The 25,934-nt window shown below is 73.7% G+C and carries 18 protein-coding genes; 15 read left to right on the top strand and 3 right to left on the bottom strand.

Going from position 1 to position 25,934, the window contains the following annotated elements; genetic code table 11:
- Window positions 1–8 precede the first annotated feature (8 nt).
- Window positions 9–2,150 carry a 4-alpha-glucanotransferase gene (gene malQ, locus BLW14_RS21325; protein WP_093708810.1) on the bottom strand — a complete coding sequence of 714 codons (2,142 nt, stop codon included), beginning with the start codon at window positions 2,148–2,150 and terminating at the stop codon, window positions 9–11.
- Window positions 2,151–2,417: a hypothetical protein gene (locus BLW14_RS21320; protein WP_018518136.1), complete on the bottom strand. Its 267-nt coding sequence runs from the start codon at window positions 2,415–2,417 to the stop codon at window positions 2,151–2,153.
- 313 nt (window positions 2,418–2,730) lie between these two features.
- Here BLW14_RS21320 and BLW14_RS21315 point away from each other — a divergent pair, with 313 nt between their 5' ends.
- Complete coding sequence (locus tag BLW14_RS21315; RefSeq protein ID WP_093708809.1) at window positions 2,731–5,733, top strand: glycoside hydrolase family 84 protein; 3,003 nt, start codon at window positions 2,731–2,733, stop codon at window positions 5,731–5,733.
- Window positions 5,734–5,859: 126 nt separating this feature from the next.
- Here BLW14_RS21315 and BLW14_RS21310 read toward each other — a convergent pair whose 3' ends face one another.
- On the bottom strand, window positions 5,860–6,396 hold the full coding sequence (locus tag BLW14_RS21310; RefSeq protein WP_018518134.1) for an HNH endonuclease: 537 nt from the start codon (window positions 6,394–6,396) through the stop codon (window positions 5,860–5,862).
- A gap of 293 nt (window positions 6,397–6,689) precedes the next feature.
- Here BLW14_RS21310 and BLW14_RS21305 point away from each other — a divergent pair, with 293 nt between their 5' ends.
- The 14 genes from BLW14_RS21305 to BLW14_RS21240 all read left to right on the top strand — a co-directional run bounded on the left by BLW14_RS21305 (window position 6,690) and on the right by BLW14_RS21240 (window position 25,918).
- Complete coding sequence (locus tag BLW14_RS21305; protein ID WP_093708808.1) at window positions 6,690–7,748, top strand: mechanosensitive ion channel family protein; 1,059 nt, start codon at window positions 6,690–6,692, stop codon at window positions 7,746–7,748.
- 176 nt (window positions 7,749–7,924) lie between these two features.
- On the top strand, window positions 7,925–9,151 hold the full coding sequence (locus BLW14_RS21300) for an ROK family transcriptional regulator (RefSeq protein ID WP_093708807.1): 1,227 nt from the start codon (window positions 7,925–7,927) through the stop codon (window positions 9,149–9,151).
- Window positions 9,152–9,218: 67 nt separating this feature from the next.
- The gene (locus BLW14_RS21295) at window positions 9,219–10,556 is read left to right on the top strand and encodes an ABC transporter substrate-binding protein (RefSeq protein WP_093708806.1); all 1,338 of its coding nucleotides are present in this window, start codon (window positions 9,219–9,221) and stop codon (window positions 10,554–10,556) included.
- A 10-nt stretch (window positions 10,557–10,566) separates the two neighbouring features.
- Window positions 10,567–11,508, top strand: coding sequence for a carbohydrate ABC transporter permease (locus BLW14_RS21290; protein ID WP_093708805.1), 942 nt, complete (start codon window positions 10,567–10,569; stop codon window positions 11,506–11,508).
- Window position 11,509: 1 nt separating this feature from the next.
- On the top strand, window positions 11,510–12,412 hold the full coding sequence (locus BLW14_RS21285; RefSeq protein ID WP_093708804.1) for a carbohydrate ABC transporter permease: 903 nt from the start codon (window positions 11,510–11,512) through the stop codon (window positions 12,410–12,412).
- 3 nt (window positions 12,413–12,415) lie between these two features.
- Window positions 12,416–13,681, top strand: a complete 1,266-nt coding sequence (locus BLW14_RS21280; RefSeq protein WP_093708803.1) for a 6-phospho-beta-glucosidase — start codon at window positions 12,416–12,418, stop codon at window positions 13,679–13,681.
- Window positions 13,672–14,646 (top strand): N-acetylglucosamine kinase, encoded by a 975-nt coding sequence (locus BLW14_RS21275; RefSeq protein WP_093708802.1) that lies wholly within the window; start codon window positions 13,672–13,674, stop codon window positions 14,644–14,646. The genes BLW14_RS21280 and BLW14_RS21275 overlap by 10 nt, the downstream gene beginning before the upstream one ends.
- A gap of 396 nt (window positions 14,647–15,042) precedes the next feature.
- Window positions 15,043–16,443 carry a hypothetical protein gene (locus BLW14_RS21270; protein ID WP_371128084.1) on the top strand — a complete coding sequence of 467 codons (1,401 nt, stop codon included), beginning with the start codon at window positions 15,043–15,045 and terminating at the stop codon, window positions 16,441–16,443.
- Between the two features lie 11 nt (window positions 16,444–16,454).
- Complete coding sequence (locus BLW14_RS21265; RefSeq protein WP_177154048.1) at window positions 16,455–17,498, top strand: glutamate ABC transporter substrate-binding protein; 1,044 nt, start codon at window positions 16,455–16,457, stop codon at window positions 17,496–17,498.
- 73 nt (window positions 17,499–17,571) lie between these two features.
- Window positions 17,572–18,897, top strand: a complete 1,326-nt coding sequence (locus tag BLW14_RS21260; RefSeq protein WP_093708800.1) for a hypothetical protein — start codon at window positions 17,572–17,574, stop codon at window positions 18,895–18,897.
- Window positions 18,898–18,964: 67 nt separating this feature from the next.
- Window positions 18,965–21,721, top strand: coding sequence for a serine/threonine-protein kinase (locus BLW14_RS21255; protein WP_093708799.1), 2,757 nt, complete (start codon window positions 18,965–18,967; stop codon window positions 21,719–21,721).
- A 2-nt stretch (window positions 21,722–21,723) separates the two neighbouring features.
- The gene (locus tag BLW14_RS21250) at window positions 21,724–22,938 is read left to right on the top strand and encodes a PP2C family protein-serine/threonine phosphatase (RefSeq protein WP_177154047.1); all 1,215 of its coding nucleotides are present in this window, start codon (window positions 21,724–21,726) and stop codon (window positions 22,936–22,938) included.
- Window positions 22,939–23,019: 81 nt separating this feature from the next.
- On the top strand, window positions 23,020–24,348 hold the full coding sequence (locus BLW14_RS21245) for a vWA domain-containing protein (RefSeq protein WP_093708797.1): 1,329 nt from the start codon (window positions 23,020–23,022) through the stop codon (window positions 24,346–24,348).
- 106 nt (window positions 24,349–24,454) lie between these two features.
- Window positions 24,455–25,918 carry an FHA domain-containing protein gene (locus BLW14_RS21240; protein WP_093708796.1) on the top strand — a complete coding sequence of 488 codons (1,464 nt, stop codon included), beginning with the start codon at window positions 24,455–24,457 and terminating at the stop codon, window positions 25,916–25,918.
- Window positions 25,919–25,934 lie beyond the last annotated feature (16 nt).

The following is a 25,934-nucleotide window of genomic DNA, read 5'->3' as shown; positions in this document are numbered from 1 at the left end:
GCGAACGCCTACGCGGGCCGCGCGCCCGGGGGTGCCGTACGAGTCTGCGACCCCGCCCCGGGGGCGCGCAGGACGTCCATGAGCCGGTGCAGCCGGGGCGAGGCCGCCAGTTGCTCCAGCGTCACCGGTACGCCTTCCGCGTCGGCGATGGGCAGCCGCCAGTTGGGGTACTGGTCCCAGGTGCCCGGCAGGTTCTGCGGGCGGCGGTCGCCGATGGTGTCGGGCAGCCAGACCCCGGCCATGCGGGCGGGGGTACGCAACAGGAAGCGGTGGACGGCCCGGACGGCCGCCTCCTCGTCGCCGCCGCCCTCGGGGAGCATCCCGAGCCGGGTGAGCAGGGCCAGCCACTCGGCGGTCTCCGCGCGGTCCTCCCTCAGCTCCTCGTCGAGCGGGCGGGTGAGCAGACCGAGGCGGTGGCGCAGCGTCACATGGTCGCCGGTCAGCCGGGCGGCGGTGGAGGGCAGGTCGTGGGTGGTCGCGGTGGCCAGGCAGTCCGCGCGCCACCGCTCGGGGGCGAGGGGGCGGCCGTCGCCCGCCCAGTCCCGCTCGAACCAGAGCACGGAGGTGCCGAGAACGCCGCGCCGGGCGAGCGCCTCGCGGACGCCGGGCTCGACCGTCCCCAGGTCCTCCCCCATGACGACGGCGCCGGCCCGGTGCGCCTCCAGGACCAGGACGGCGAGCATCGCCTCCGCGTCGTGCGTGACGTAGGTGCCCTCGGTGGGCGGGCGGCCCTCGGGCACCCACCAGAGCCGGAACAGGCCCATGACGTGGTCGATGCGCAGGGCGCCCGCGTGGGCGAGGAGGCCGCGCAGCAGTCCGCGGTACGGGGCGTAGCCGGAGGCGGCGAGGGCGTCGGGGCGCCAGGGCGGCAGCCCCCAGTCCTGGCCGCGCGCGTTGAACGCGTCCGGGGGCGCGCCGACGGACATGCCGTGGGCGAAGGCGTCCCGCTGGGCCCAGGTGTCGGCGCCGCCGGGGTGCACGCCGACCGCGAGGTCGTGGACGATCCCGACGGCCATTCCGGCGTCCAGGGCGGCGCGCTGGGCGTCGGCGAGCTGGGTGTCGGTCAGCCAGGCGAGGCGGCAGTGGTGGTCGACCCGGTCGAGCAGTTCGGCGCGGGCGCGGGCGGTGGCGTCGGAGCGGGGGTCCCGCAGCTCCTCGGGCCAGTCGTGCCAGTCGGGGCCGTGCACCTCGGCCAGGGCGCACCACAGGGCGTGGTCCTCCAGGGCCTGCCCCTGGGCGGCGAGGAAGTCGCAGTAGGCGGCGTGCCGGCCGGGGGTGAGGGGGACGTCGAGGACCAGGCCGAGGGCCTGCCGCTTGAGCGCCCAGACGGCGTCCCGGTCGATGAGGGCGCCCTTGTCCAGGACGGCTTCGCGCAGTTCGGCGCCCTTGCGGCGCAGCGTGTCCAGGGCCACCGGGTCGGGGACGTGGCCGTACTCGGGGACGGACTCGACGCGCAGGTGCACCGGGTCGGGGAAGCGGCGGGAGGACGGGCGGTAGGGCGAGGGGTCGGTGGGCTCGCCGGGCACCGCCGCGTGCAGCGGGTTGATCTGGACGAAGCCGGCGCCCAGCCGCCGGCCGGACCAGGAGGCGAGGTCGGCGAGGTCACCGAGGTCGCCCATGCCCCAGGAGCGGACGGAGAGCAGGGAGTAGAGCTGGACCAGGAAGCCGTGGCTGCGGCCGGGCGGTTGCGGGACGCGGTCCGGGGCGACGACGAGCGTGCAGTCCTGCGGCTCGCGGCCCGGCGCGTGGGCGGTGAGCCGGTGCACCCCGAGCGGGGGCGCGGCCCACCAGGCGCTTCCCGGTTCGGCCGGATCCGGCTCCCCGGCGGGCACCCGCAGCGGCACCGGCTCGTCGGTCTCGTCCGCCTCCTGGGGCCGGACGGACAGCTCCGTGCCGGGCGGCAGCCCGGTGAGCGCGGAGGGCAGGGGTTCGCCGGACCACACCACCAGCGTGGCCGGGAGGAGCCGGGCGCGGGCCGCCGATTCGGCGGCGGCGAGCGCGTCCCGTACCGCTTCGGGCGTGGTGGCGTCGACGCCGAGCGCACCGAGAACGGCGACGACCGTCGTCTCGGGGACGGGCTCGGTGACACCGGCGGAAGGGGAGAAGGAGGTGGCGACGCCGTGCAGTGCGGCGAGCCGGGACAAGCCCATTCAGACTCCTGGGGACTCCGTGCCCCACGCGCTGCCGGACGCGGCCGGTTCGCTGGTCAGCGGGGCGAGGACGGCGAGCGGCGGCTCGCTGGTCAGGGGGGTGGCCTCGGCGAGCGGGGGCTCGCTGGTCAGGGGTATGGCGTCGGCGAGCGGCGGCTCGCTCGTGAGCGGGCCGGGCACGGTGGCGGGGGACGCGCTGATCAGCGGGGCGGGACCTGATGCCTGTTTGGAGAGGGCGGAGAGCGGAAGCTGCGCGGTGGCGGGCATGGTGGCCTCCTGGCCATGGAGAACAGGACAGAGACGGCCTACCCAGCGGGCGCTGCCGCAGACGTAGGCGTTACAACAACGAGTTCAACGTGCCCCGGGTCACATTCCGTTCCCGAAGGGCCGGTTGTCCGCAAGACGTCCGCCTTTTTCGGCCATTCAGCGCTGTCTTTCGCGTATCGGCCCGTCACATGCACCCCGCTCATCACACCGGTCGTATCGGTGCATTTCCGTACCGGTCGCCTCGCGCATTGACACTCTCGCGCGTGGGGTGGTGGGCTCGGAACCCACTGGTGGGGCGAGGGGAGAGACAGGGATGCGGCTCAGTGGCAGGACGCGGGCGACGGCCGTCGCCGTGGCCGTGCTCGGCGGGCTGCTCGCCGCCGGGGCGCCGCAGGCGCTCGCCGCTCCCCCAAACCCTGCGTCCCGGTCCGCCGCCGACCGGGACCGTGCCGCGGACTCCGCGCCGCCCGCCGTGTGGCCGCGTCCGCAGAGCATCGAGGCGACCGGACCCGCCGTCGTGCTGACCGGCGAGGTGACCCTGGTCGTGGACGCGGAGGCCGATCCGTACGCCGTGGAGGCGCTGCGCACGGTCCTGCGGGATGCCGGGGTGCGCACGGTCCACGAGGCGCTGCCGGGCGCGGGACCGGTGCTCCGGGTGGGCGGCGACGGGGCGGCGGACGCGCTGCGCGCCCTGGGCGCGGCGGACCGGGCGGACCTGTCCGCGGGCGGCTACCGGCTGGCGGCCGGCCGCGTCGCGAAGCGGGACACCGTGGCCCTGGAGGGCGTCGGTGAGGACGGCCTGTTCCACGCGGTGCAGACGCTGCGCCAGCTGGTCCGGGGCGGCGAGGTCGCCGGGGTCACCGTCCGCGACTGGCCGTCCACCGCCGTGCGCGGGCTGACCGAGGGCTTCTACGGGCAGCCGTGGAGCCGGGAGGACCGGCTCGCGCAGATCGACTTCCTGGGACGCACCAAGCAGAACCGCTATCTCTACGCGGCGGGCGACGACCCGTACCGGCAGGCCCGCTGGCGCGACCCGTACCCGGCGACGCGGCGCGCGGACTTGCGGGAGCTGGCCGAGAGGGCCGCGGCCTCGCACGTGACGCTCGGCTGGGCGGTGGCCCCCGGCCAGTCCATGTGCCTGTCGTCCGACCACGACCTGAAGGCGCTGAACCGGAAGATCGACGCGATGTGGGGCCTGGGGGTGCGGGTCTTCCAGGTGCAGTTCCAGGACGTCAGCTACAGCGAGTGGCACTGCGCGGCCGACGCGGACGCCTTCGGCAGCGGCCCCGAGGCGGCGGCCAGGGCTCAGGCCCGCGTCGTGAACGGCGTGGCCCGGCACCTGGCGGAGCGCCACCCGGGCGCGCGGCCGCTGTCCGTGATGCCGACGGAGTTCTACCAGGACGGCGCCACCGAGTACCGCACGGCGCTCGCCGGGGAACTGGCGGACGGCGTCGAGGTCGCCTGGACGGGCGTCGGGGTCGTGCCGAGGACCATCACCGGCGCGGAACTGGCCGGGGCGCGTGCCGCGTTCGGGCATCCGCTGGTGACCATGGACAACTACCCGGTCAACGACTACGCCCAGGACCGGCTCTTCCTCGGCCCGTACACCGGCCGGGACCCGGCGGTCGCGGCCGGTTCGGCGGCGCTGCTGGCCAACGCGATGGAGCAGCCGGCCGCCTCCCGCATCCCGCTGTTCACGGCCGCCGACTTCGCGTGGAACCCGAAGGGGTACGACTCCGAGGAGTCCTGGCAGGCCGCCGTCGACGACCTCGCGGGCGGCTCCGGTGGCGGCGGCGACGCGCTGCGGGCCCTCGCGGGCAACAGCGCGGGCTCCGTGCTCGGCGCCACGGAGTCCGCGTATCTGCGGCCGCTGATCGCCGCGTTCTGGAAGGCGTACGCGGGCGACGACGCCAAGGCGCTCGACAGGGCGGCGGACCGGCTGCGGGCCGCGTTCGGCGGGATGCGGAAGGCCCCGGGCGGGCTCGCGGGCGTGGCCGGGGGCCGGCTCGGCGACGAGGTCCGCCCGTGGACGGCGCAGCTGGCGCGCTACGGCCACGCGGGCGAGCTGGCCGTCGACCTGCTGCGCGCCCAGGCCCGGGGCGACGGGTCCGCCGCGTGGCGGGCGTCGCTGGCGCTGGAGCCGGTCCGCGAGGACATCGCGGCGGGTGGCGCGAAGGTCGGCGAGGGCGTGCTCGGGCCGTTCCTCGACCGGGTCCGGAAGGAGACCCGGTCCTGGACCGGCACGGACCGGTCCGGCGGCGAGGTGACCGAGGCCCCGGGCAGCTACACGGTGCGGCTCGACCGGACCCGGCCGCTGGAGGCCGTCACCGCGACGACCCTGCCGGGCGGCGGGGCGGCGGCCGGCGCGATCGTCCAGGCCCATGTGCCGGACGAGGGCTGGCGGACGCTCGGCCCGCTGTCGGCGAGCGGCTGGACCCAGGCGGCGGGCGAGGGGGTGCGGGCCGACGCGGTCCGGATCAGCTGGCCGGCCGCGGCGCCGGTGGTGGCCGGGTCGCCGCCGCTGATCATCCCGCCGCTGGCCGGCGCGTCCGTCGGCGCGGGGACGGCCCCGGACGTGCGCTCCCTGGTGCCGTGGTTCGGCGACGAGCCGGCCGCCCGCCTCGACCTGGCGCGCGGCGAGACGGACGCGGTGATCGGCGGCGGGCCGCAGGAGGTGCGGGCCCGGCTCTCCGGACGCCGCCCGGCCGAGGTGAGGGGCCGGCTGACCGCGAAGGCGCCCGAGGGCATCGAGGTCCGGGTGCCGAAGCGTACGACCGTGCCGCGCGGGACGCGGACCGAGGTCCCGGTGGAGATCACCGTGCCGGCGGACACCCCGGCCGGTGAGTACGAGGTGCCGTTCTCCTTCGGCGACGAGAGGACCACGCTGACCGTCCGGGCCTACCCGCGCACCGCCGGGCCCGACGTGCTGCGCGGGGCCGCCGCCTCCTCGTCGGGCGACGAGACCGACGGCTTCCCGGCGTCCGCCGCGTCCGACGGCGACGCGGAGACCCGCTGGTCCTCGCCGGCCGAGGACGGTGCGTGGTGGCAGACGGAGCTGCCCGGCCCGGTCCGCCTCGGCAAGGTGGAGCTGGACTGGCAGGACGCGTACGCCTCCCGCTACCGGGTCCAGGTCTCCGCCGACGGCCGCACCTGGCGCACCGCCGCGACCGTCCGCGAGGGCGCGGGCGGCCACGAGTCGGTGCGGATGGACGCGAAGGACACCCGGTTCATCCGCGTCACGGGCGACGAGCGGGCCACGAAGTACGGCATCTCGCTGTGGTCGGTCCGGGCGTACGCGGTGGCGAAGAGCGGCTGACAGGGGCCCGGGCGCGGCAGGCCGAGCCCCCCGACCGCGGGGCCGGCGCCGGGCACACCGGAGCACGCCCCGGCACGGCGTACCGCCCCGGAAAGTACACAGGCCCGGAAGCACACAGGCCCGGTCTCAGGCTGAGATGCCGTCGATCCGGGCCATCGCGTCGTCCGCGCCGAACGGTTGCAGATAGGGCAGCCAGCGCGGGTCGCGGTGGCCCGTGCCGATGATCCGCCAGGCCAGTCCGGTCGGCGGGGCGGGCTGCTGGTGCAGCCGCCAGCCGAGCTCGGGCAGATGGCGGTCGGCCTTGACGTGGTTGCAGCGGCGGCAGGCCGCCACCACGTTGTCCCAGGCGTGCTGCCCGCCGCGGCTGCGCGGGATGACGTGGTCGACGCTGGTCGCGGCGGCCCCGCAGTACATGCAGCGCCCGCCGTCCCTGGCGAACAGGGCTCGCCGGGTCAGCGGCACGGGCCCCCGGTACGGGACGCGGACGAAGCGCTTGAGACGGACGACGCTGGGGGCCGGGACGACCCGGGTGGCGCTGTGCATGAGGGCGCCGGACTCCTCAAGACAGATGGCCTTGTTCTCGAGGACGAGGACGAGCGCGCGGCGGAGCGGTACGACGCCGAGCGGCTCGTACGACGCGTTGAGAACCAGGACATGCGGCACGGATGCCTCCTTGTACGCCGGCGGCGCGTGGCTCGCGCCGGGACGATCTCCGCTCTCAGTCTCCCCTCACGCCTGGTCGAAGCGCCACCACGTGCGGGTAACGGGCGGGGACGAATTTTCTCCGCCGGAGAGGACCGGGACCGTGCCGGGGCGTCCTCGGCCCTTATGCGTTCCGTATCTCCGGGTGAGCCGCGTCTCTCCCCCCGGTCACGGCAACGGAGCACGGGTGATGCCCCGTTAGTGTGGTTGTTCAGCGCTCTTCCGCTCAGCGCCCGCCCCCTGGAGGTCCAGCCGTGTCCCTGTCCGCCCTGTTGGCCGCAGCCCCGTCACCCGAGCCGGGCGGCTCGCTGGACGAAGCCGCGAAGCAGGCCGGCAACGCCGCGGGCTGGGTGGAGGAGAACTGGTCCACCTGGCTGAACACCGGTCTGCGGATCGTCCTCATCGCCGCCGTCGCGCTCTTCCTGCGCATCGCGGTCCGCCGCGCCCTGACCAAGCTCATAGAACGGATGAACCGCAGCGCCCAGGCGGTGGAGGGCACCGCGCTCGGCGGCCTCCTGGTCAACGCGGAGCGGCGGCGCCAGCGGTCGGAGGCGATCGGCTCGGTGCTCCGTTCGGTGGCCTCGTTCCTGATCCTGGGCACCGCGGCGCTGATGATCCTGGGCGCGTTCCAGATCAACCTGGCCCCGCTGCTCGCCTCCGCCGGGGTCGCCGGTGTGGCGCTGGGCTTCGGCGCCCGCAACCTGGTCACCGACTTCCTCTCCGGGGTCTTCATGATCCTGGAGGACCAGTACGGGGTGGGCGACCAGATCGACGCGGGCGTCGCCTCCGGCGAGGTCATCGAGGTGGGCCTGCGCGTCACCAAGCTGCGCGGCGAGAACGGCGCCATCTGGTACGTCCGCAACGGCGAGGTCAAGCGGATCGGCAACCTCAGCCAGGGCTGGTCCACGGCCGGCGTCGACGTCCAGGTCCGCCCCACCGAGGACCTGGAGAAGATCCGCGCGGTCATCACCGAGGCCGCCCAGGAGATGGCCAAGGAGGACCCCTGGACCGAGCGCCTGTGGGGCCCGGTCGAGGTCCTGGGCCTGGACACGGTGCTGCTGGAGTCCATGACGGTCCGGGTGAGCGCCAAGACCATGCCGGGCCAGGCGGTCGGCGTGGAGCGCGAGCTGCGCTGGCGCATCAAGGTGGCCCTGGACGCGGCGGGCATCAGCATGGTGACGGGCGCCCCGGAGGAGGCCGCGGAGGGCGCCGATCCCGCGGCCGGCGTGGCCGCCCCGTCCGCGTACGCCTCCGCGACCTCACCGCAGTCCCTCGCGACGACCCCGATCCCGCCGCCGAGCACCACGAAGTAAGGCCTTCTGTCCGGATCGGGCCGGGGACCCGCGCGGTCCCCGGCCTCGGTCGTTTTCGGCCAGGTAACGCTTTGGTTGCCACCGGCCATCAGGTCATTGACGCCCCGGCGACCCGGGCCCTACCTTCCTCTCACCGGATAGGAAACTTTCCTAACAGAGGGGCAGGTGCCGTACACATGGCCGGAAACACGCCGGGCACACCCAGCGTTCTGCGCGCCATGAACGACCGGGCCGCCCTGGATCTGCTCCTGGAGCACGGCCCCCTGTCGCGGACCCGGATCGGGAAGCTCACCGGGCTCTCCAAGCCCACCGCCTCCCAGCTCCTTGCCCGGCTCGAAGCCGCCGGACTCGTCGTGGCCACCGGGACCGCGGCCGGCCGCCCCGGGCCGAACGCCCAGCTGTACGCGGTGAACGCCTCCGCCGCCCATGTCGCCGGTCTCGACGTGAACGCCCACCGGATCGTCGCCGCCGTCGCCGATGTGACCGGCGGGACGGTCGGGGAGTTCGAGCTGCGGACCCCCGGGCGGCGCGCCGACAGCGTGGTGCGCCAGGTGACCGAGGCGCTGGACGGAGCGGTCGCCGACGCGGGGCTGACCCGGGCCGATCTGCACCGGGTGGTCATCGGCACGCCGGGCGCCTTCGACCCCAACACCGGCCGGCTGCGCTACGCCTCCCACCTGCCCGGCTGGCACTCCCCCGCGCTGCTGGACGAGCTGGCGGCCGTGCTGCCGATGCCCGTCGAGTACGAGAACGACGTGAACCTGGTCGCCGTGGCCGAGCAGCGGCGCGGCGCGGCCCGGGGCCACGACGACTTCGTCCTGCTGTGGAACGAGGAGGGGCTCGGTGCCGCCCTCGTGATCAACGGCCGGCTGCACCGGGGCTTCACCGGGGGCGCCGGCGAGGTCGGCTTCCTGCCGGTGCCGGGGGCGCCGCTGGTCCGCCAGGTCACCAAGGCCAACGCAGGCGGGTTCCAGGAGCTGGCGGGCGCCCAGGTGCTCGCACGCCTCGCCCGGGAACTCGGCATCGAGGACGCGCCGGGCTCCGGCACCCATCAGGAGGTCGCCGCCGAGCTGGTGGGCCGGGCCGCCGAGGCCGTGGAGCGGGGCGAGGAAGGCGAGGACGGACCGTACGCCGCGCTGCTCGACCGGTTCGCCACCGGCCTCGCGACCGGGCTCGCCTCCCTGGTCGCGGTCCTCGATCCGGAGATCGTCGTGCTCTCCGGCGAGCTGTTCTCGCGCGGCGGAGAGCCGCTGCGCGCCCGGGTCGCGGCCGAGCTGGCCGAACTCGCCGCGTCCAGGCCACGGCTGCTCGCCGGGGACGTCACCCACCGGCCCGTACTGCGCGGCGCGCTGGAGAGCGCGCTCGCCACGGCCCGCGACGAAGTGTTCGACACCTCGCGCTGATCCCTCACGCCACCCCCTTCCCGTACACGCCCCGTCCCTGCCCACCCCTTCACCGGGAGACACCACCATGTCCGGAAACCGCCGGAAGCCGGCCGCCGCACTCGCCGCGACCGCCGCGATAGCCCTGTTCGCCTCCGCCTGTACCGGGCAGAGCAGTTCCGGGGCCGACGACGACGCGTCCAAGGAGACGACCATCACCTTCTGGCACGGCTGGAGCGCGCCGGGCGAGGTGAAGGGCATCGAGGCGACGATCGCCGCCTTCGAGAAGGCCCACCCCAACATCCACGTGAAGGTCGTCGGCAACATGACCGACGACAAGATCAACCAGGCGCTGCGCGCGGGCGGTTCGAAGGCTCCGGACGTGGTCTCGTCGTTCACCACGAACAACGTGGGCAAGTTCTGCTCCTCGAAGGCGTTCGTCGACCTCAACCCCTTCCTGAAGAAGGACGGCATCGACCCCGAGGCCACCTTCCCCAAGGCGATGAACGAGTACACCCAGTTCGACGGGGTGCGCTGCACGGTCCCGCTGCTGGGTGACGCGTACGGGCTCTACTACAACAAGGACGCGTTCGAGAAGGCCGGGATCGCGAACCCGCCGAAGACCTGGTCCGAGTTCGCGGCCGACGCGAAGAAGCTGACGAAGAGCAAGGGCGACTCGTACGAGCAGCTGGGCTTCATGCCGAACTACCACGGCTACGAGTCGACCACCGAGCACTACCTCGGCGCCTGGAACCCCACCTACTTCGACGCGGACGGCAAGTCGAACATCGCGAAGGACCCGGCGTTCGCGGCGCTGCTCGCCAACCAGAAGAAGCTGGTCGACTCGCTCGGCGGCTACACGAAGCTGGAGAAGTTCCGTACCGGCTTCGGTGACGAGTGGGGTGCCAAGCACCCGTTCCACACCGGCCAGGTCGCGATGCAGCTGGACGGCGAGTGGCGGCTCGGCATGGCCGAGGAGACCAAGCCGGAGTTCGAGATCGGGGTGGCCCCCATGCCCGTCGCGGACGACGAGGCCGACACGTACGGCAAGGGCTATCTGACCGGCACCATCGCGGGGATCGCCGCCACTTCCAGCAAGCAGAACGCGGCCTGGGAGCTGGTCAAGTTCATGACGACCGACACCGACGCGGTCGTGAACTTCGCCAACGCGATCCATAACGTGCCGTCCACGCTGGAGGCGCTGAAGTCGCCGAAGCTGAAGTACGACCCGCGCTTCAAGGTCTTCCTCGACATCGCCGCGAACCCGAAGTCGACCACCACCCCGCCCTCGGTCAACGGCGGCGCGTACCTGACCTCCCTGCAGAACCTCGGCTTCGACGTCGAGAAGGGCAAGCAGACGGACATCAAGGCGGGTCTGGAGAAGACCGCGAAGGAAATCGACGCGGCGATCGCCCAGGCGAAGTAGGGCCGACGCGATGAGCACGTACACACTCCGCTCGAAGCGCCGCAGGTCGGCGCTTCGGACGGCGGCCTTCATGTCGCCCTGGCTGATCGGGTTCTGCGTCTTCTTCGCCTACCCGCTGATCTCCACGGTCTACTTCTCCTTCACCAGCTACGACGGGTTCGCCGCACCTCAGTTCAGCGGCTTCAAGAACTGGTCGTTCGTCTTCAACGACTACCCGCTGTTCTGGCCGGCGCTGCGCAACACGCTCTGGCTGGTCATCGTGATGGTGGCCTGCCGGGTGGTCTTCGGACTCGGTGTCGGGCTGCTGATCACCAAGATCAAGACGGGTACGGGCGTCTTCCGGACGCTGTTCTACCTGCCGTACCTGGCTCCGCCGGTCGCCGCCACGCTCGGCTTCGTCTTCCTGCTCAACCCCGGGACAGGACCGGTGAACTCGATCCTCGGGGACCTGGGGATGGGCACGCCCGGCTGGTTCACCGACGCCACCTGGTCCAAGCCCGCGCTGACCGGGCTCGCGGTGTGGGGGGTGGGCGACCTGATGGTGATCTTCATGGCCGCGCTGCTCGACGTACCGAAGGAGCAGTACGAGGCGGCGGAGCTGGACGGGGCGACCGCGTACCACCGGTTCCGGTACGTCACGCTGCCGAACATCTCGCCGATCATCATGTTCGCCGTGGTCACCGGCATCATCCAGACGATGCAGTACTACACCCAGCCCCTGGTGGCCGGGAAGGTCGCGTCCGGTGTCATGGGCGGCTCGGGCCAGCAGTTCGAACCCGGCTATCCCGACAAGTCGACACTGACGCTTCCGCAGCTGGTCTACAACCTCGGTTTCCAGCGCTTCGACTACGGCTCCGCCTGTGTGGTCGCGCTCGTTCTCTTCGTCCTCGCCATGGCGTTCACCGCACTGCTGATGCGGCGCCGCAGCGGACTGATCCAGGCAGGTGAGTGACATGGCGCAGGTTCTCGACCACCCGAAGGCCGCCGGACCGGTGAGTGACCCCGTCACCCCGGCCCATCGCGTGGCGCGCCGCAAGGCGCTGCTGCACTGGATCGCCGTCCACTCGCTCGGCGTGGCCGCGGCGCTCTTCTTCGTGCTGCCGTTCGTCTTCCTCGTGCTCACCTCCCTGATGAGCGACCAGCAGGCCCTCACCCGGGACCTGTGGCCGCACCCCTTCGAGTGGGCCAACTACAAGAAGGTGTTCGACACCCCGGGCTTTCTGACCTGGTGGAAGAACACCCTGCTGTACGCGGGTCTGGGCACCGTTCTGACGGTGGTGTCCTCACTGCCCGTGGCGTACGCGCTCGCCAAGTTCCGCTTCCGGGGCCGGCATCTGTCGCTGATGCTCGTCATCTCGATGATGATGCTGCCGCCGCAGGTCGTGGTCATCCCGATGTACCTGTTCTGGGCCAAGCAGCTGGACCTGTCCGGCACGCTGTGGCCGCTGATCATCCCGATGGCCTTCGGCGACGCGTTCTCCATCTTCCTGCTGCGGCAGTTCCTGCTGACCATCCCCGACGAGTACCTCGACGCGGCGAAGGTCGACGGCTGCGGCGAACTGCGCACCCTGCTGCGCGTGGTGGTGCCGATGGCCAGGCCGGGGATCGCCGCCGTCGCCCTCTTCCAGTTCTTCTACGCCTGGAACGACTACTTCGGCCCCCAGATCTACGCCTCCGAGAACCCGGGCGCCTGGACGCTGAGTTACGGACTGGAGTCCTTCAAGGGCGCACACCACACCGACTGGAACCTGACCATGGCCGCGACCGTTCTGGTCATGGCCCCTGTGATCGTCGTCTTCTTCTTCGCACAGAAGGCCTTTGTCGAGGGCGTCACACTGACCGGAGTAAAGGGCTGAACCATGAAGCTCGCTGTAGTGGGTGGCGGGTCCACCTACACCCCCGAACTGATCGACGGATTCGCCCGGCTGCGTGACACGCTGCCGGTCGAGGAGCTGGTCCTCGTCGACCCGGCCGCCGACCGGCTCGACCTCGTGGGCGGCCTCGCCCGGCGGATCTTCGCCAAGCAGGGCCACCCGGGCCGCATCGTCACCACCTCGGACGTCGACGCGGGCGTCGCCGGGGCGGACGCCGTCCTGCTCCAGCTGCGCGTCGGCGGCCAGGCCGCCCGCAACCAGGACGAGACCTGGCCGCTGGAGTGCGGCTGCGTCGGCCAGGAGACCACCGGGGCCGGCGGCCTCGCCAAGGCCCTGCGCACCGTCCCGGTCGTCCTGGACATCGCCGAGCGGGTCCGGCGCACCAACCCGGACGCCTGGATCATCGACTTCACCAACCCGGTCGGCATCGTCACCCGCGCCCTCCTCCAGGCCGGCCACAAGGCCGTCGGCCTGTGCAACGTGGCCATCGGCTTCCAGCGCAAGTTCGCCCGGCTCCTCGACGTGGCCCCCGGCGAGGTGCACCTCGACCACGTCGGGCTGAACCACCTCACCTGGGAGCTGGGGGTGCGCCTCGGCGGCCCGCAGGGCGAGGACGTGCTGCCCCGGCTGATCGCCGAGCACGGCGACGCCATCGCGGACGACCTGCACATGCCGCGCGCCGTCGTGGACCGCCTCGGCGTCGTCCCCTCGTACTACCTGCGGTACTTCTACGCGCACGACGAGGTCGTCCGCGAGCTCGGCACCAAGCCCTCCCGGGCCGCCGAGGTCGCCGCCATGGAGAAGGAGCTCCTGGCGATGTACGGCGACCCGGCGCTGGACGAGAAGCCCGCGCTGCTCGCCAAGCGCGGTGGCGCCTTCTACTCGGAGGCGGCCGTGGACCTGGCGGCGGCCCTCCTGGGCGGCGGCGGCTCGGCGCACCAGGTGGTCAACACGTACAACAACGGCACACTGCCGTTCCTCCCGGACGACGCGGTCATCGAGGTCCAGGCGAAGGTCGACGGCACGGGCGCGACGCCCCTCGCCGTGCCGGCCCTGGACCCGCTGTACGCGGGGCTCATCGCGAACGTCACGGCGTACGAGGACCTCGCCCTTCGGGCGGCGCTGCACGGCGGCCGGGACCGGGTGTTCAAGGCGCTGCTCGCGCACCCCCTGATCGGCCAGTTCGAGTACGCCGAGGCGCTCACCGACAAGCTGATCGCGCACAACCGGGAGCACCTCGCGTGGGCGTGAACGGTTCGGTCCTCGCGATCGACGCGGGGAACAGCAAGACCGATGTGGCGCTCATCGGTGCGGACGGCACGGTGCTGTCCACGGCCAGGGGCGGCGGGTTCCAGCCGCCGGTGGTCGGTGTGGAGACGGCCGTCGACGTGCTCGGCGCGGCCGTGGAGAAGGCGCTGTCCCAGGCCGGTACGGACGCGGGGCGGGTCGCCCACGTGTCCGCCTGCCTGGCCAACGCGGACCTGCCGGTCGAGGAGGAGCAGCTGACCGAGGCGCTGTCCGCGCGCGGCTGGGGCGACACGGTCGAGGTCCGCAACGACACCTTCGCGATCCTGCGGGCCGGGGTCGACGAGCCGCGCGGCGTGGCCGTGGTCTGCGGCGCGGGGATCAACTGCGTCGGCATGGTCCCGGACGGGCGCACCGCGCGGTTCCCCGCGATAGGCCGGATCTCCGGTGACTGGGGCGGCGGTTCGGGCCTGTCCGAGGAGGCGATGTGGTTCGCCGCTCGCGCCGAGGACGGCCGGGGCGAGCCGACCGAGCTGGCCCGGGCGCTGCCCGCGCACTTCGGGCTCGGTTCGATGTACGCGCTGATCGAGGCGCTGCACCTGGGCCGCATCGCGCCGGAGCGCCGGCACGAACTGGCTCCGGTGCTCTTCGCGACGGGCGCGGCGGGCGACCCGGTGGCCCGGGCACTGGTGGACCGGCTGGCCGAGGAGGTCGTGGCGCTGGCCGCCGTCGCGCTGACCCGCCTCGGGCTGCTCGGCGAGGAGGCGCCGGTGCTGCTCGGCGGCAGCGTACTGGCCGCGCGTCACCCGCAGTTGGACGACCGGATCGCCGAACTCCTCGCGGCCCGGGCCCCGAAGGCCGTGGTGCGCGTGGTGCAGGAGTCGCCGGTGCTCGGCGCCGGGCTCCTCGGCCTGGACCACACGGGCGCGGCGCCCGAGGTGCACGCGAGGCTGCGGGCGCAGTACGCCTGACCTCCGGCCCGTCAGGGGCGCCCCGTGGCCGGTGGGTTGCGGGGCGCCTTTCGCGTGCGGGTACGAAGCACCTCTCGCGTGCGGGAGGAGGCGCCTTTCGTGTACGGCAGCGGGGCGCCTTTCACGGGCGGGAACCGAACGGTCGCCCCGGACGTGTTCATGGTGGGGAGGACGGTCGGCCGGGGGATCGTGCCGTCCGCCCTTGATCAACGACGCTTGTCTTGATCGAATGCCGTGTGACCGCGGCCGGTGCGATCCGGCCGCTGCGTGGTCCGGTGCCCGATCCAGGCGTTCTGGATGTGTGTGCCGGTCCCTGCGGCCATACTTCTGGCCGGGCACCTGTCCCCCGATCGGCCGGGGGGCCGGACCGCCGTCAGTGACCGAGGGGGAGGTCGAGTGACACACCCGCCGAGTGTGGGCCGGGCGCCGCACCGCGCACCGGAGCAGCCGCCTGCGCCGACCGCCGCGCCCGCGCCGCCGCAACCGAGCGCCCGCGCCGCCGCGATCGCGCGGCTGCGCGCCGCGGCGACCACCGAACCGGGCCGCCTCCAGATCATCGGGGCCGTCCTGGCGCTGCTCGTCCTCGTCTTCGGGGCTGTCACGGCGTTCGAGATCAGCGGCCGGGCGGCCTCGGCCGACGACGTGGTGGAGCGCAGCCAGCCGCTCAGCGCGGACGCGGCGGGCATCTACCGCTCGCTGGCCGACGCGGACGCGGCGGCGGCGAGCGGCTTCCTGGCCGGTCCGCAGGAGCCGCGCGCGGTGCACGAGCAGTACGTGAAGGACATCGAGGAGGCGTCCCGGCTGCTGGTGAAGGCCGCGGCGAACACGGACGCGGGGACCACGTCCGGCCGTGAGATCACCACGCTCAACGAGGGCCTGCCGCGCTACGCGGGCCTGATCGAGCGCGCCCGCGCCGCCAACCGGCAGGGCCTCCCGCTCGGCGGCGCCTACTTGCGGTACGCGAACCAGCAGATGTCCGGCGAGCTGCTGCCGGCCGCCGAGCGGCTGTACAAGGCGGAGACCGGCCGGCTCGACGGCGACCACCGCTCCGCGCGCGCCCGGCCGTGGTTCTCGCTGGGGGCCGGAGTCCTCGCGCTGGCGGTGCTCGTATGGGCGCAGCGGCGCAACTACCGGCGCACCAACCGGGTGTTCAACCACGGCCTGGTCGCCGCGACCGCCGCCGCGACCGTGCTGCTGCTGTGGCTCGCGGTCGGGCACACGGTAGCCAGGTCCGACCTGGCGGAGGCCGACTCGCACGGGCAGCGGTCCATGGACGTGCTCAACCGGGCGCGCATCGACTCGCTGAAGGCGCGCGCCGACGAGAACCTCACGGTGGTCGCCCGGGGCGCGGTGCTCACCGCGGACGGCAAGAACGACAAGTACGAGACGGACTACACCGCGGGCATGAAGGCGCTGGGCGAGGAGCTGGCCGCGGCGGTGAAGCTCGCCGACGACACCGGGGACACCACGGGCGGCAAGCCGGTGGCCGCCGCGTCCAAGGCGGTCACGGAGTGGCAGGAGCGCCACCGGACCGCCCGGAAGACCGACGACGCCGGTGATTACGAGTCGGCCCTGGAGCAGATCATCGGCCAGGAGAACTCCACGGGCGAGTCCTTCAAGAAGGTGGACGACGCCCTGCGCGACGCCCTGGCCCACGAGCAGGACGACTTCACCCGGGCCGCGCGCGACGGCCGCGGCGCCCTGGGCGGTCTGCCCGTCGGCGCGGCGGTGCTGGCCGTGCTCGGCGCGGTCGCGGCGATCGTCGGGATCAACCGCAGGCTCTCGGAGTTCCGGTGACAGGGGGAGCGATGACAGCGAAGGACCCGGGGACGGGCCGCGGACGTCTGCGGCGGCTGCGCGGCTGGGGCGGCGTGACGGCGATGGCCGCGGCCTGCGCGGTGACGGCGTCGCTGACCCTGCTGCCGCTGTCCCACCAGGGCGACGACGTCTTCGGCCCCCAGGTGACGGGCCCGGGCGCGGCGCACGCGTTGCAGGCGCGGGCCGACACCTGCACGGACCCGGAGGCCAGCGTTCGGCCGGGCGAGGTGGACGGGGACGCGGTCCGCAAGATCAAGGAGCGCGGCAAGCTCATCGCCGGCGTCGACCAGAACAGCTTCCAGTGGGGCTTCCGCAATCCGGAGTCCGGGGACCTCGAAGGCTTCGACATCGACCTCGTGCGGGCCATCGCGAAGGACATCCTCGGCGACGGCGGCAAGGTGATCTTCCGGGCCATCCCGACCAACCAGCGCATCGCCGCGCTCGAGAACGACAAGGTCGACGTCGTCGTGCGGACGATGACGATCAACTGCGCCCGCCTCCAGCAGGTCTCCTTCTCGACGGCCTACTTCCAGGCCGGGCAGCAGGTCCTCGCCGCGAAGGAGGACCATTCGATCACCGGCTTCAACTCCACGCTGGCCGGAAAGCGGGTCTGCACCGCCGAGGGCTCCACGGCGTACGAGGCGCTGGAGAAGGAGTCGTTCGGCTCGGCCTTCAAGGACAAGCACGACGGCACGGCGGCCGACGAGGACCGGCTCACCGTCCCCAACCAGCTGGACTGCCTGGTGCGGCTCCAGCTCGGCGAGGTCGACGCGGTCGTCACCGACAACGCGCTGGCCGCGGGCCAGGCCGCGCAGGACCCGGCCGTCGAGCTGAAGGGCGACCCGTTCACCACCGAGTACTACGGCGTGGCCACGAAGAAGGGCGCGAACGACCTGGTGGCCCGGGTCAACAAGGTGCTGGTCGACTACCGGGCCGGCGGCGCGGACAGCCTCTGGATGAAGTCGTACCGCGAATGGCTGGAGGACGGCCTGCCGGGCATCGGGGCGCCGCCGGCGCCCAAGTACCGGGACTAGCACGGCCCGAGCGTGGGTGGCGGCACTGATCCTGCGGGGCTCCGGCCCGGCGGGGAGAGCGGAGAGGTGATCGATGGGCGTCGCTGGCCCCTTCCCCAGCTACGCGGCCCGGCCCCCCGGTCCGGTCATGGACCGGGACGAGGCCGACCGTGCGCTGGCCCGGCTCGGCGCGGAGCACGAGGCGATCGAGACCTCGCTCCTCGCCCTCCAGGACCATGCGGGCCGCCGCCTCCTGGAGGGCGCGGAGCTGTCCGGCGTCACCCGTGAGCGGTGGACCGTCACCGAACGGTCCATCACGCTGCTGTGGAGCTACTTCGACGCGTACGCGGGCGTGCTGGACGAGGCGCGCAAGGTGCGGTCCCGGCGCCGCCACCCCAACCGGGACGACCTGACGGCCCTGACCGAGCTGCTGCGCGGCGAGGGCGTCACCGTGGCGCACGCGGCCGCGGGCCACGACCCGTCGGTCTCCGGCCCTGCCCGGCTCTCCGAGCGGTTCACGCTGGAGGAGCTGGTCTCCCGGATGAACGGGCTGTACGCGAACGCCCTGGACATGGTCGTCGCGTCGGACACCGTCTGGTCGGCGATGCCCGCCCGCATAGACCTCCTCGCCGCCGAGCTGCGCCGCACGCACTCGTTGGCGCACTCGGTCGGCGTACGGCCCGGTGAGCACCCGGCGGGCGACGACCTGGACGCGATCACCGAGGAGCTGGCCACGCTGCGGGCGCAGGTGATCGCGGACCCGCTGGCGTTCTGGCTGCCGGGGCCGGGCAGCGCGGCGCCCGGCGGCGGGCGCCCCGACACGGCCCGCTACGACCGGGCGGCCCGGGCGCTGGACGAGGTGCGGCGCGAGGTCGAGGCGGTGCTCGCCGTGCGGCAGGACGCGGAGCAGCGGCTCGTGCACCTGCGGGACGTGCTCTCCCGGGCCGACCGCACGCTGGCCGAGGCCCGGGCGGCGCGCGGCGAGGTGCTGGCCAAGATCGCCGCATCGGAGGTGCCCGTGGTCAACGGCCCGCCGACCGCGCTCCAGGAGCGGCTGGCCGCCGCCTCCGAGTACCGCAGGCACGCCCGCTGGCACCGCCTCTCGCCGCTCCTGGAGACCCTGGAGCGGGAGGCCGAGGAGGAGCTGCTGCGGGCCCGGGAGCAGCTGACGGCGGTCACCGCGCCGCTGGCGGTCCGGGCGGAGCTGCGCGGCCGGCTCGACGCGTACAAGGCGAAGGTGGCCCGCAACGGGCTGGCGGAGGACCCGGTCCTGATCGAGCGGTACGACGCGGCGCGGCGGATGCTGTGGAGCGCGCCGTGCGATCTGCGGGTGGCGGCGCAGGCCGTGCAGCGCTACCAGGACGCGGCTCTGGAGCAGTTGAACGGCCGGGGCCCGCAGGACCGCCGGGGGCACGGATGAGACGGGCCGGGCACGTGAACAGAACTGACGGACCGTCCAGCCGACGGGGCGAAGAGGGGGAACGAACATGAGTACGCAGTGCCAGCGCCCCGCGTGCGAGGGCAGTTACGAGGACATGGGCGGCGGTGAGCTGTACTGCGACACCTGCGGCCTGGCGCCCGTGGTCTCTCCGAACGGGATGGTGAGTTCGCCGCCCACCGGAATCGCGGGCGGCGGCCGGGGCAGCCGGGGCTCCAGCAGCTCGTCGGCGCGCAGCAGTTCGCAGTCGTCCTCGCGGGCGTCGTCGCGGTCCTCCTCGCGTTCGTCGACCTCTCGGCGTTCGGTGTCGGGGCGGCTCTCGCGGTCGCTGTCCGCCACGGCCGCCTCGCAGTCGGTCTCGGTGCGGTCCTCCGCCAGGTCGACCAACGCCTCGGGCCGCAACCGGCTGGGCGCGGGCCTGGTGCAGGTGCCGGAGGTGCCGCGGCCCGATCCGCGTACGGCCGTGATGGAGAACCCGGAGGTGCCCGAGCGGAAGCGGTTCTGCTCGCGGTCGGACTGCGGGGCGCCGGTGGGCCGGTCCCGGGGCGACCGCCCGGGCCGCACCGAGGGGTTCTGCACCAAGTGCGGCCACCCGTACTCCTTCGTGCCCAAGCTGGAGGCGGGCGACGTCGTCCACGGGCAGTACGAGGTCGCGGGCTGCCTGGCGCACGGCGGGCTCGGCTGGGTCTACCTCGCGGTGGACAAGGCGGTCTCGGACCGGTGGGTGGTGCTCAAGGGCCTGCTGGACACGGGTGACCAGGACGCGATGGCGGCGGCGATCTCGGAGCGGCGGTTCCTCGCGGAGATCGAGCACTCCAACATCGTCCGCATCTACAACTTCGTCGAGCACCTGGACCAGCGGACCGGTTCGCTGGACGGGTACATCGTCATGGAGTACGTCGGCGGCAAGGCGCTCAAGGAGATCGCCAACGAGCGCCGCACCCCGGCCGGGAAGCGGGACCCGCTGCCGGTCGAGCAGGCGTGCGCCTTCGGCATCGAGGCGCTGGAGGCGCTGGGCCATCTGCACAGCCGCAACCTGCTGTACTGCGACTTCAAGGTCGACAACGCGATCCAGACCGAGGACCAGCTGAAGCTCATCGACATGGGCGCGGTCCGCCGGATGGACGACGAGGAGTCGGCGATCTACGGCACCGTCGGCTACCAGGCGCCCGAGGTCGCCGAGGTCGGTCCGTCGGTCGCCTCCGACCTGTACACGGTGGCCCGCACGCTCGCGGTGCTCACCTTCGACTTCCAGGGCTACACGAACGTCTTCGTGGACTCGCTGCCGGACCCGGACAACATCGAGGTGTTCCGTACCTACGAGTCGTTCTACCGGCTCCTGGTACGCGCCACCGACCCGGACCCGGCGCGCCGGTTCGCCTCGGCGGCCGAGATGGCGGAGCAGCTGACGGGCGTGCTGCGCGAGGTGGTGTCGCTCCAGACGGGGCGCCCGCGTCCGGCGCTGTCGACGCTGTTCGGCGCGGAGCTGCGGGTCACCGACACGGAGCTGTTCGCGGACCAGGCGGGCGAGGTGTCCCGGCTGGGCGCCCGGGCCGACGGGTCCGGCGGGCGCACGGGCCGCCGGCGGGGCGGGGCGGCCGCCCAGGCGCCGTCGGCGCCCGCAGCCGTGGCCCCGCCCGGGGGTGTGCCGGGGGCGCTGCCCGCCGGACCGCCGCCCATGGCGCCCACGGGTGCGGCGCCGGTGCCGTCCGCGGCCACCCATGTCCGTACGTCCGGCGGCGCGGGCACCGGCCCGGGGCCCCTGCCGTACGCGCCCGCCGCGAGCATCCCGGCGCCCCGCAGCCCGCTCCCCGCGCCGCCCGCCCCGCAGGCGCCGGCGGGCGGAGGGGTGGCCCGGCTCGCCGGGCTCGACGTGCGGGGGACCTCGCTGGCGCTGCCCGTGCCCCGGGTCGACGCGAGCGACCCCAACGCCGGTTTCCTGGCCGGGGTGATGGCGTCGGCGCCCGCCGAGCTGATCGCCGCGCTCCAGGCGGTCCCGGCCGCCTCGCTGGAGACCCGACTGCGGGAACTGCGCGCGTACCTGGAGATGGGCGACCTCGCCGCCGCCGCGCGAACCCTGGCCGCGATGGAGGGGCAGCACGCGGACGACTGGCGCGTCGTCTGGTACCGGGGCCTCACCGCCCTGGTGAGCGGCGACAGGGAGAACGCGGCGCTGTCGTTCGACGCGGTGTACGACGCGTTCCCCGGGGAGCCCGCGCCCAAGCTGGCCCTCGGCATCTGCGCGGAGGTCCTGGGGCAGCTGGACAACGCGGCCGAGTACTACCGGCTGGTGTGGATGACCGACCCGAGCTTCGTGAGCGCGGCGTTCGGCCTGGCCCGGGTGCAGATCGCGGCCGGTGACCGGAGCGCGGCGGTCCGGACGCTGGAGTCGGTGCCGGAGGCGTCGATCCACTACACGGCGGCCCGGATCGCGGCCGTCCGGGCCCGGCTGCGCGAACGCGCCCCGGGCGAACCGCTGATGGCGGACCTGATGGCCGCGTCGGCCCAGGTGTCGGGGCTCGCGGGGCTCGGGCTCGACGCGGTCCGGCGGGAGCGCCTTTCGGCCGAGGTGCTGGGCACGGCCCTCGACTGGGTACTCTCCGGTAGCCCCTCGGGACCGCAGCCGGCCGCGCAGGCCGGGGCGCGTGCCCCGGGGGCGCTGCTCGGCAGCGAGCTGGACGAGCGCGGACTGCGTTTCGGCCTGGAGCGCGCGTACCGGATGCTCGCCCGGCTCGCTGAGCCCGGCGCCGAGAGGATCGAACTGGTGGAGCGGGCCAACCGTTTCCGCCCCCGAACGTGGGTGTGAACATGTCGCAGAACCACCAGGAGACGGCCTTGCCGAGGTGCCCCGGCTGCGAGGAGCCGCTGGAGCAGGGCGACCTGTTCTGCGGCGCCTGCGGGTACGACCTGTCGGCCGCGCCCGCGCCGGCTCCCGACCGCCCGACGGTCGCCCTCGTCACCCCGGGCCAGGCACCGGCGGCGGCGGCCCCGTCCGGGGTGCGTCACGGCGGTCCGGACGCTGCCGACGACTTCGAGCTGGCCGCTCCGGGGGCCGCCGCGCCCGATCCCCGTACGGCGCAGGAGCCCGTCCCGGCCGCCGCGGCCGGGGGCAAGGTCTGCGTGGCCTGCCGGGCCGGCCGGGTCGACGGCGACGGCTACTGCGAGAACTGCGGCCACGCCCAGCCGCGCGAGCGCGACCACATGGAGCAGGAGCTCGGTGCGGTCGCCGCGGTCAGCGACCGGGGCCTGCGCCACCATCGCAACGAGGACTCGTTCGCGGTGTCGACGACCGCCCTGCCGGACGGCTCGGCCGCCGTCGTCGCGATCGTCTGCGACGGGGTGTCGTCGGCCAGCCGGCCCGACGAGGCGTCGGCCGCGGCGGCGAGCACGGCCAACGAGTGCCTGCTGGAGTCGCTGCCGCGCGGCACGCATCCGCAGCAGGCGATGCACGAGGCGATCGTGGCGGCGTCGGAGTCGGTCAACCGGCTGGCCCAGCAGGCCGGTCAGGAGCGCGACCAGCACCGCCACCAGAACGCTCCGGCGTGCACCCTGGTCGGCGCGGTCGTGGCGAACGGGCTGCTGGTCGTCGGCTGGATCGGCGACAGCCGCGTGTACTGGGTCCCCGAGGACCGCTCCGCCGCGCCCGCCCGGCTCACCGAGGACGACTCGTGGGCCGCGCAGATGGTCGCGACGGGCCTGATGAACGAGGCGGAGGCGTACGCGGACGAGCGCGCCCACGCCATCACGGGCTGGCTCGGCGCGGACGCGTACGAACTGGAGCCGCACACCGCCTCGTTCAAGCCGGACCGGCCGGGCCTGGTGGTGGTCTGCACGGACGGCCTGTGGAACTACGCGGAGTCCGCCGCCGAGATGGCCGCCGCGGTGCCCGAGGACGCGTACCGCCGCCCGCTGCACGGCGCCCAGGTCCTGGTCGGCCACGCGCTCGACGGGGGCGGCCACGACAACGTAACAGTGGCCCTGCTGCCGTTCACCGTGTCACCGCAAGGGGCAGGCTCCGCCTGATACGGGGTGGTTCACCCCTCTACGCCTTTGTCCGTACTGCTGGGCTCCGTCCTGGACGTGGAGCCTCAAGGAGCCGATCAGATGGCCAACTTCTCCAAGTCGAACGTGCCGCAGTTCTCCGTCGAGGTGTACCAGAACGAGTTCCTGCCCGAGGGCGGCCGCGAGGTCAACGGCATCATCACGGTCACCTCGACCGGCGGTGGCACCACCGGGGGCGTACCGCTGCCGGGGGCGGCCGCCGGGGCCGCCGTGGTGATCATGGTGGACTGCTCGGGTTCGATGGACTACCCGCCGACCAAGATGCGCAACGCCCGCGACGCGACGGCGGCGGCCGTGGACACCCTGCGCGACGGCACCTCGTTCGCCGTGGTCGCCGGGACGCACGTGGCCAAGGAGGTCTACCCGGGCAACGGCCGGCTCGCCGTCGCCGACTCGCGGACCCGGGCCCAGGCCAAGGAGGCGCTGCGCCGGCTCAGCGCGGGCGGCGGTACGGCGATCGGGACCTGGCTGCGGCTGGCGGACCGGCTGCTCGGCGCGGCCGACGTGGACATCCGGCACGGCATCCTGCTCACCGACGGGCGCAACGAGCACGAGTCGCCCGAGGACCTGCGCGCGGCGCTGGAGGTCTGTGCCGGCCGGTTCACCTGTGACGCCCGCGGGGTCGGCACGGACTGGGAGGTGAAAGAAGTCACAGCCATCGCGTCGGCGCTCCTCGGCACGGCCGACATCGTCGCCGACCCGGCCGGGCTCGCCGCGGACTTCACGCGCATGATGGAGGACGCCATGGGCAAGGAGGTCGCGGACGTGGCGCTGCGGCTGTGGACCCCGGTCGGCGTGGAGATCCAGTACGTGAAGCAGGTCGCGCCGACGGTCGCCGACCTGACCGGCCGCCGCACCGAGGCGGGCCCCCGCGCCGGGGACTACCCCACCGGTTCCTGGGGCGACGAGTCCCGCGACTACCACGTGTGCGTCCGGGTGCCGGAGGCCGGCATCGGGCAGGAGATGCTCGCCGCCCGGGTCTCGCTGATCCTTCCCGACCCGTCGGGCGGAGCGCCGCAGACCCTGTCGCAGGGGCTGGTACGGGCGGTGTGGACGGACGACATGGTGGCCTCGACGTCGATCAATCCGCAGGTCGCGCACTACACGGGTCAGGCCGAACTGGCACAAGTCATCCAGCAGGGACTGGATGCCCGCAAGTCGGGAGACTTCGACGGCGCCACGGCCAAACTCGGCCGTGCGGTGCAGTTGGCGTCGGCGTCGGGGAACGAGGACACTGCGAAACTGCTTTCGAAGGTGGTAGACGTCGTCGACGCGGCGACGGGTACTGTGCGACTGAAGGCGAAGGTCGCGGAAGCGGACGAGATGACTCTCGAAACGCGCTCGACGAAGACGGTTCGCGTCAAGAAATAACCGGACAGACGCACACGATCAGCCACCCGCCGGTTCAGGTCCGTCGGGCGGCGAGCAGGACAAGTAACGGCCTGCGGGCCGGAGAAGGAGAGGGGGAAGCGCCGACATGCCGACCTGCCCGAACGGACACCAGTCGGGTTCCGAGGACTGGTGCGAGGTCTGCGGCCACCGCATGACCGGGGCGGGCGCGCCTGCGGGTGCGGTTCCCCCGCCGCCTCCCCCGCCGCCCGCGCGTGGCTACGGATATCCCCAGCCGCACGACCCGAACGCGACGGCCCAGGCCGAGCTGTGCCCGCAGTGCCGCACGCCGCGTGAGGCGATGGCGCCGTTCTGCGAGGAGTGCCGCTGGAACTTCCTCACGAACACGGCGACGTCGTACACCCCGCTGGCCCCCCGGCACAACCTCCCGGCCGACCCCGGCCCGGCCGGCAACCGGCCGCCCGGCTTCCCGGCCCAGCAGCCGCCGCCGTCGCGCGACTCCTTCGACTATCAGGGCTCCCGCCCCTCGCAGATGAACCGGTCCGCCGAGCCGCTGTCCACGGGCCCGGGCCAGGGCGGTCCGCAGGGCCAGGACCAGCCCCCCTTCGGCCAGAGTCCGCACGGCCCGGGACAAGGCCAGGGCCAGCCCCCCTTCGGCCAGAGTCCGCACGGCCAGGGACAAGGCCAGGGCCAGCCGCCGTTCGGCCAGGGTCCGCACGGCCCGGGACAAGGCCAGGGCCAGCCGCCGTTCGGCCAGGGTCCGCAGGGCACCCCGCCGCCGTTCCAGTCGGGCCCGCCCGGTCCGCAGGGGCACCAGGGGCCTCCGCCCCCGTACCAGCAGGGACCGCAGGGCTCGCCCCCGCCGTTCCAGCAGCAGGGCGCGCCGCCCGCCTTCCAGCAGCAGACGGCTCCCCCGCCCGCCCCGCCGCGCTCGGACGGCGACGACTGGCTGCTGTCCCCGCCGTCGCAGCCCGCGCCGCCACCGGCCCAGGGCCCGCAGCCGCCCTTCCCCGGGCAGCACGGTCCGGGTCCGCAGGGGCCCGGCCAGCACGGTCCGGGCCCGCAGGGCCCCGGTCCCCAGGGTCCCGGACAGCAGGGCGGTCCCGGCCCGCAGCACGGCGGTCCGCAGCATCCGCACGACCCCGGCCGGCAGCACGGTCCCGGCCCCGGTCAGCCGCCGCTGTCCGACAACTGGACGGCGTTCATCGCGCCCGACCGTGAGTACTTCCTGGCGATGATGCAGCGCAGCGGCCCCGAGGCGACCGGGCTCAACCTGCCCGCGTACTCCCCGGAGCAGCAGCTCGCGCTCACCGGTACGCAGATCACGATCGGCCGCCGCCGGCACAGCACGGGCGAGTCCCCGGACATCGACCTGTCGGTGCCGCCGGAGGACCCGGGCGTCTCCCACCAGCACGCCGTGCTGGTGCAGCAGCCCGACGGCAGCTGGGCCGTGGTCGACCAGAACTCGACCAACGGCACCACGGTCAACGGCTCCGAGGAGCCGATCCAGCCCTACGTCCCCGTCCCGCTCCAGGACGGCGACCAGGTGCACGTCGGGGCCTGGACCACGATCACGGTCCGCCGGGACTGATCACCGCGTACGACCG

It is taken from the genome of Streptomyces sp. 2131.1, assembly GCF_900105515.1.
Classification (GTDB): domain Bacteria; phylum Actinomycetota; class Actinomycetes; order Streptomycetales; family Streptomycetaceae; genus Streptomyces; species Streptomyces drozdowiczii.
The sequence above is the reverse complement of the archived record's forward strand: the minus strand, read 5'-3'. Positions and strand labels throughout refer to the sequence as shown.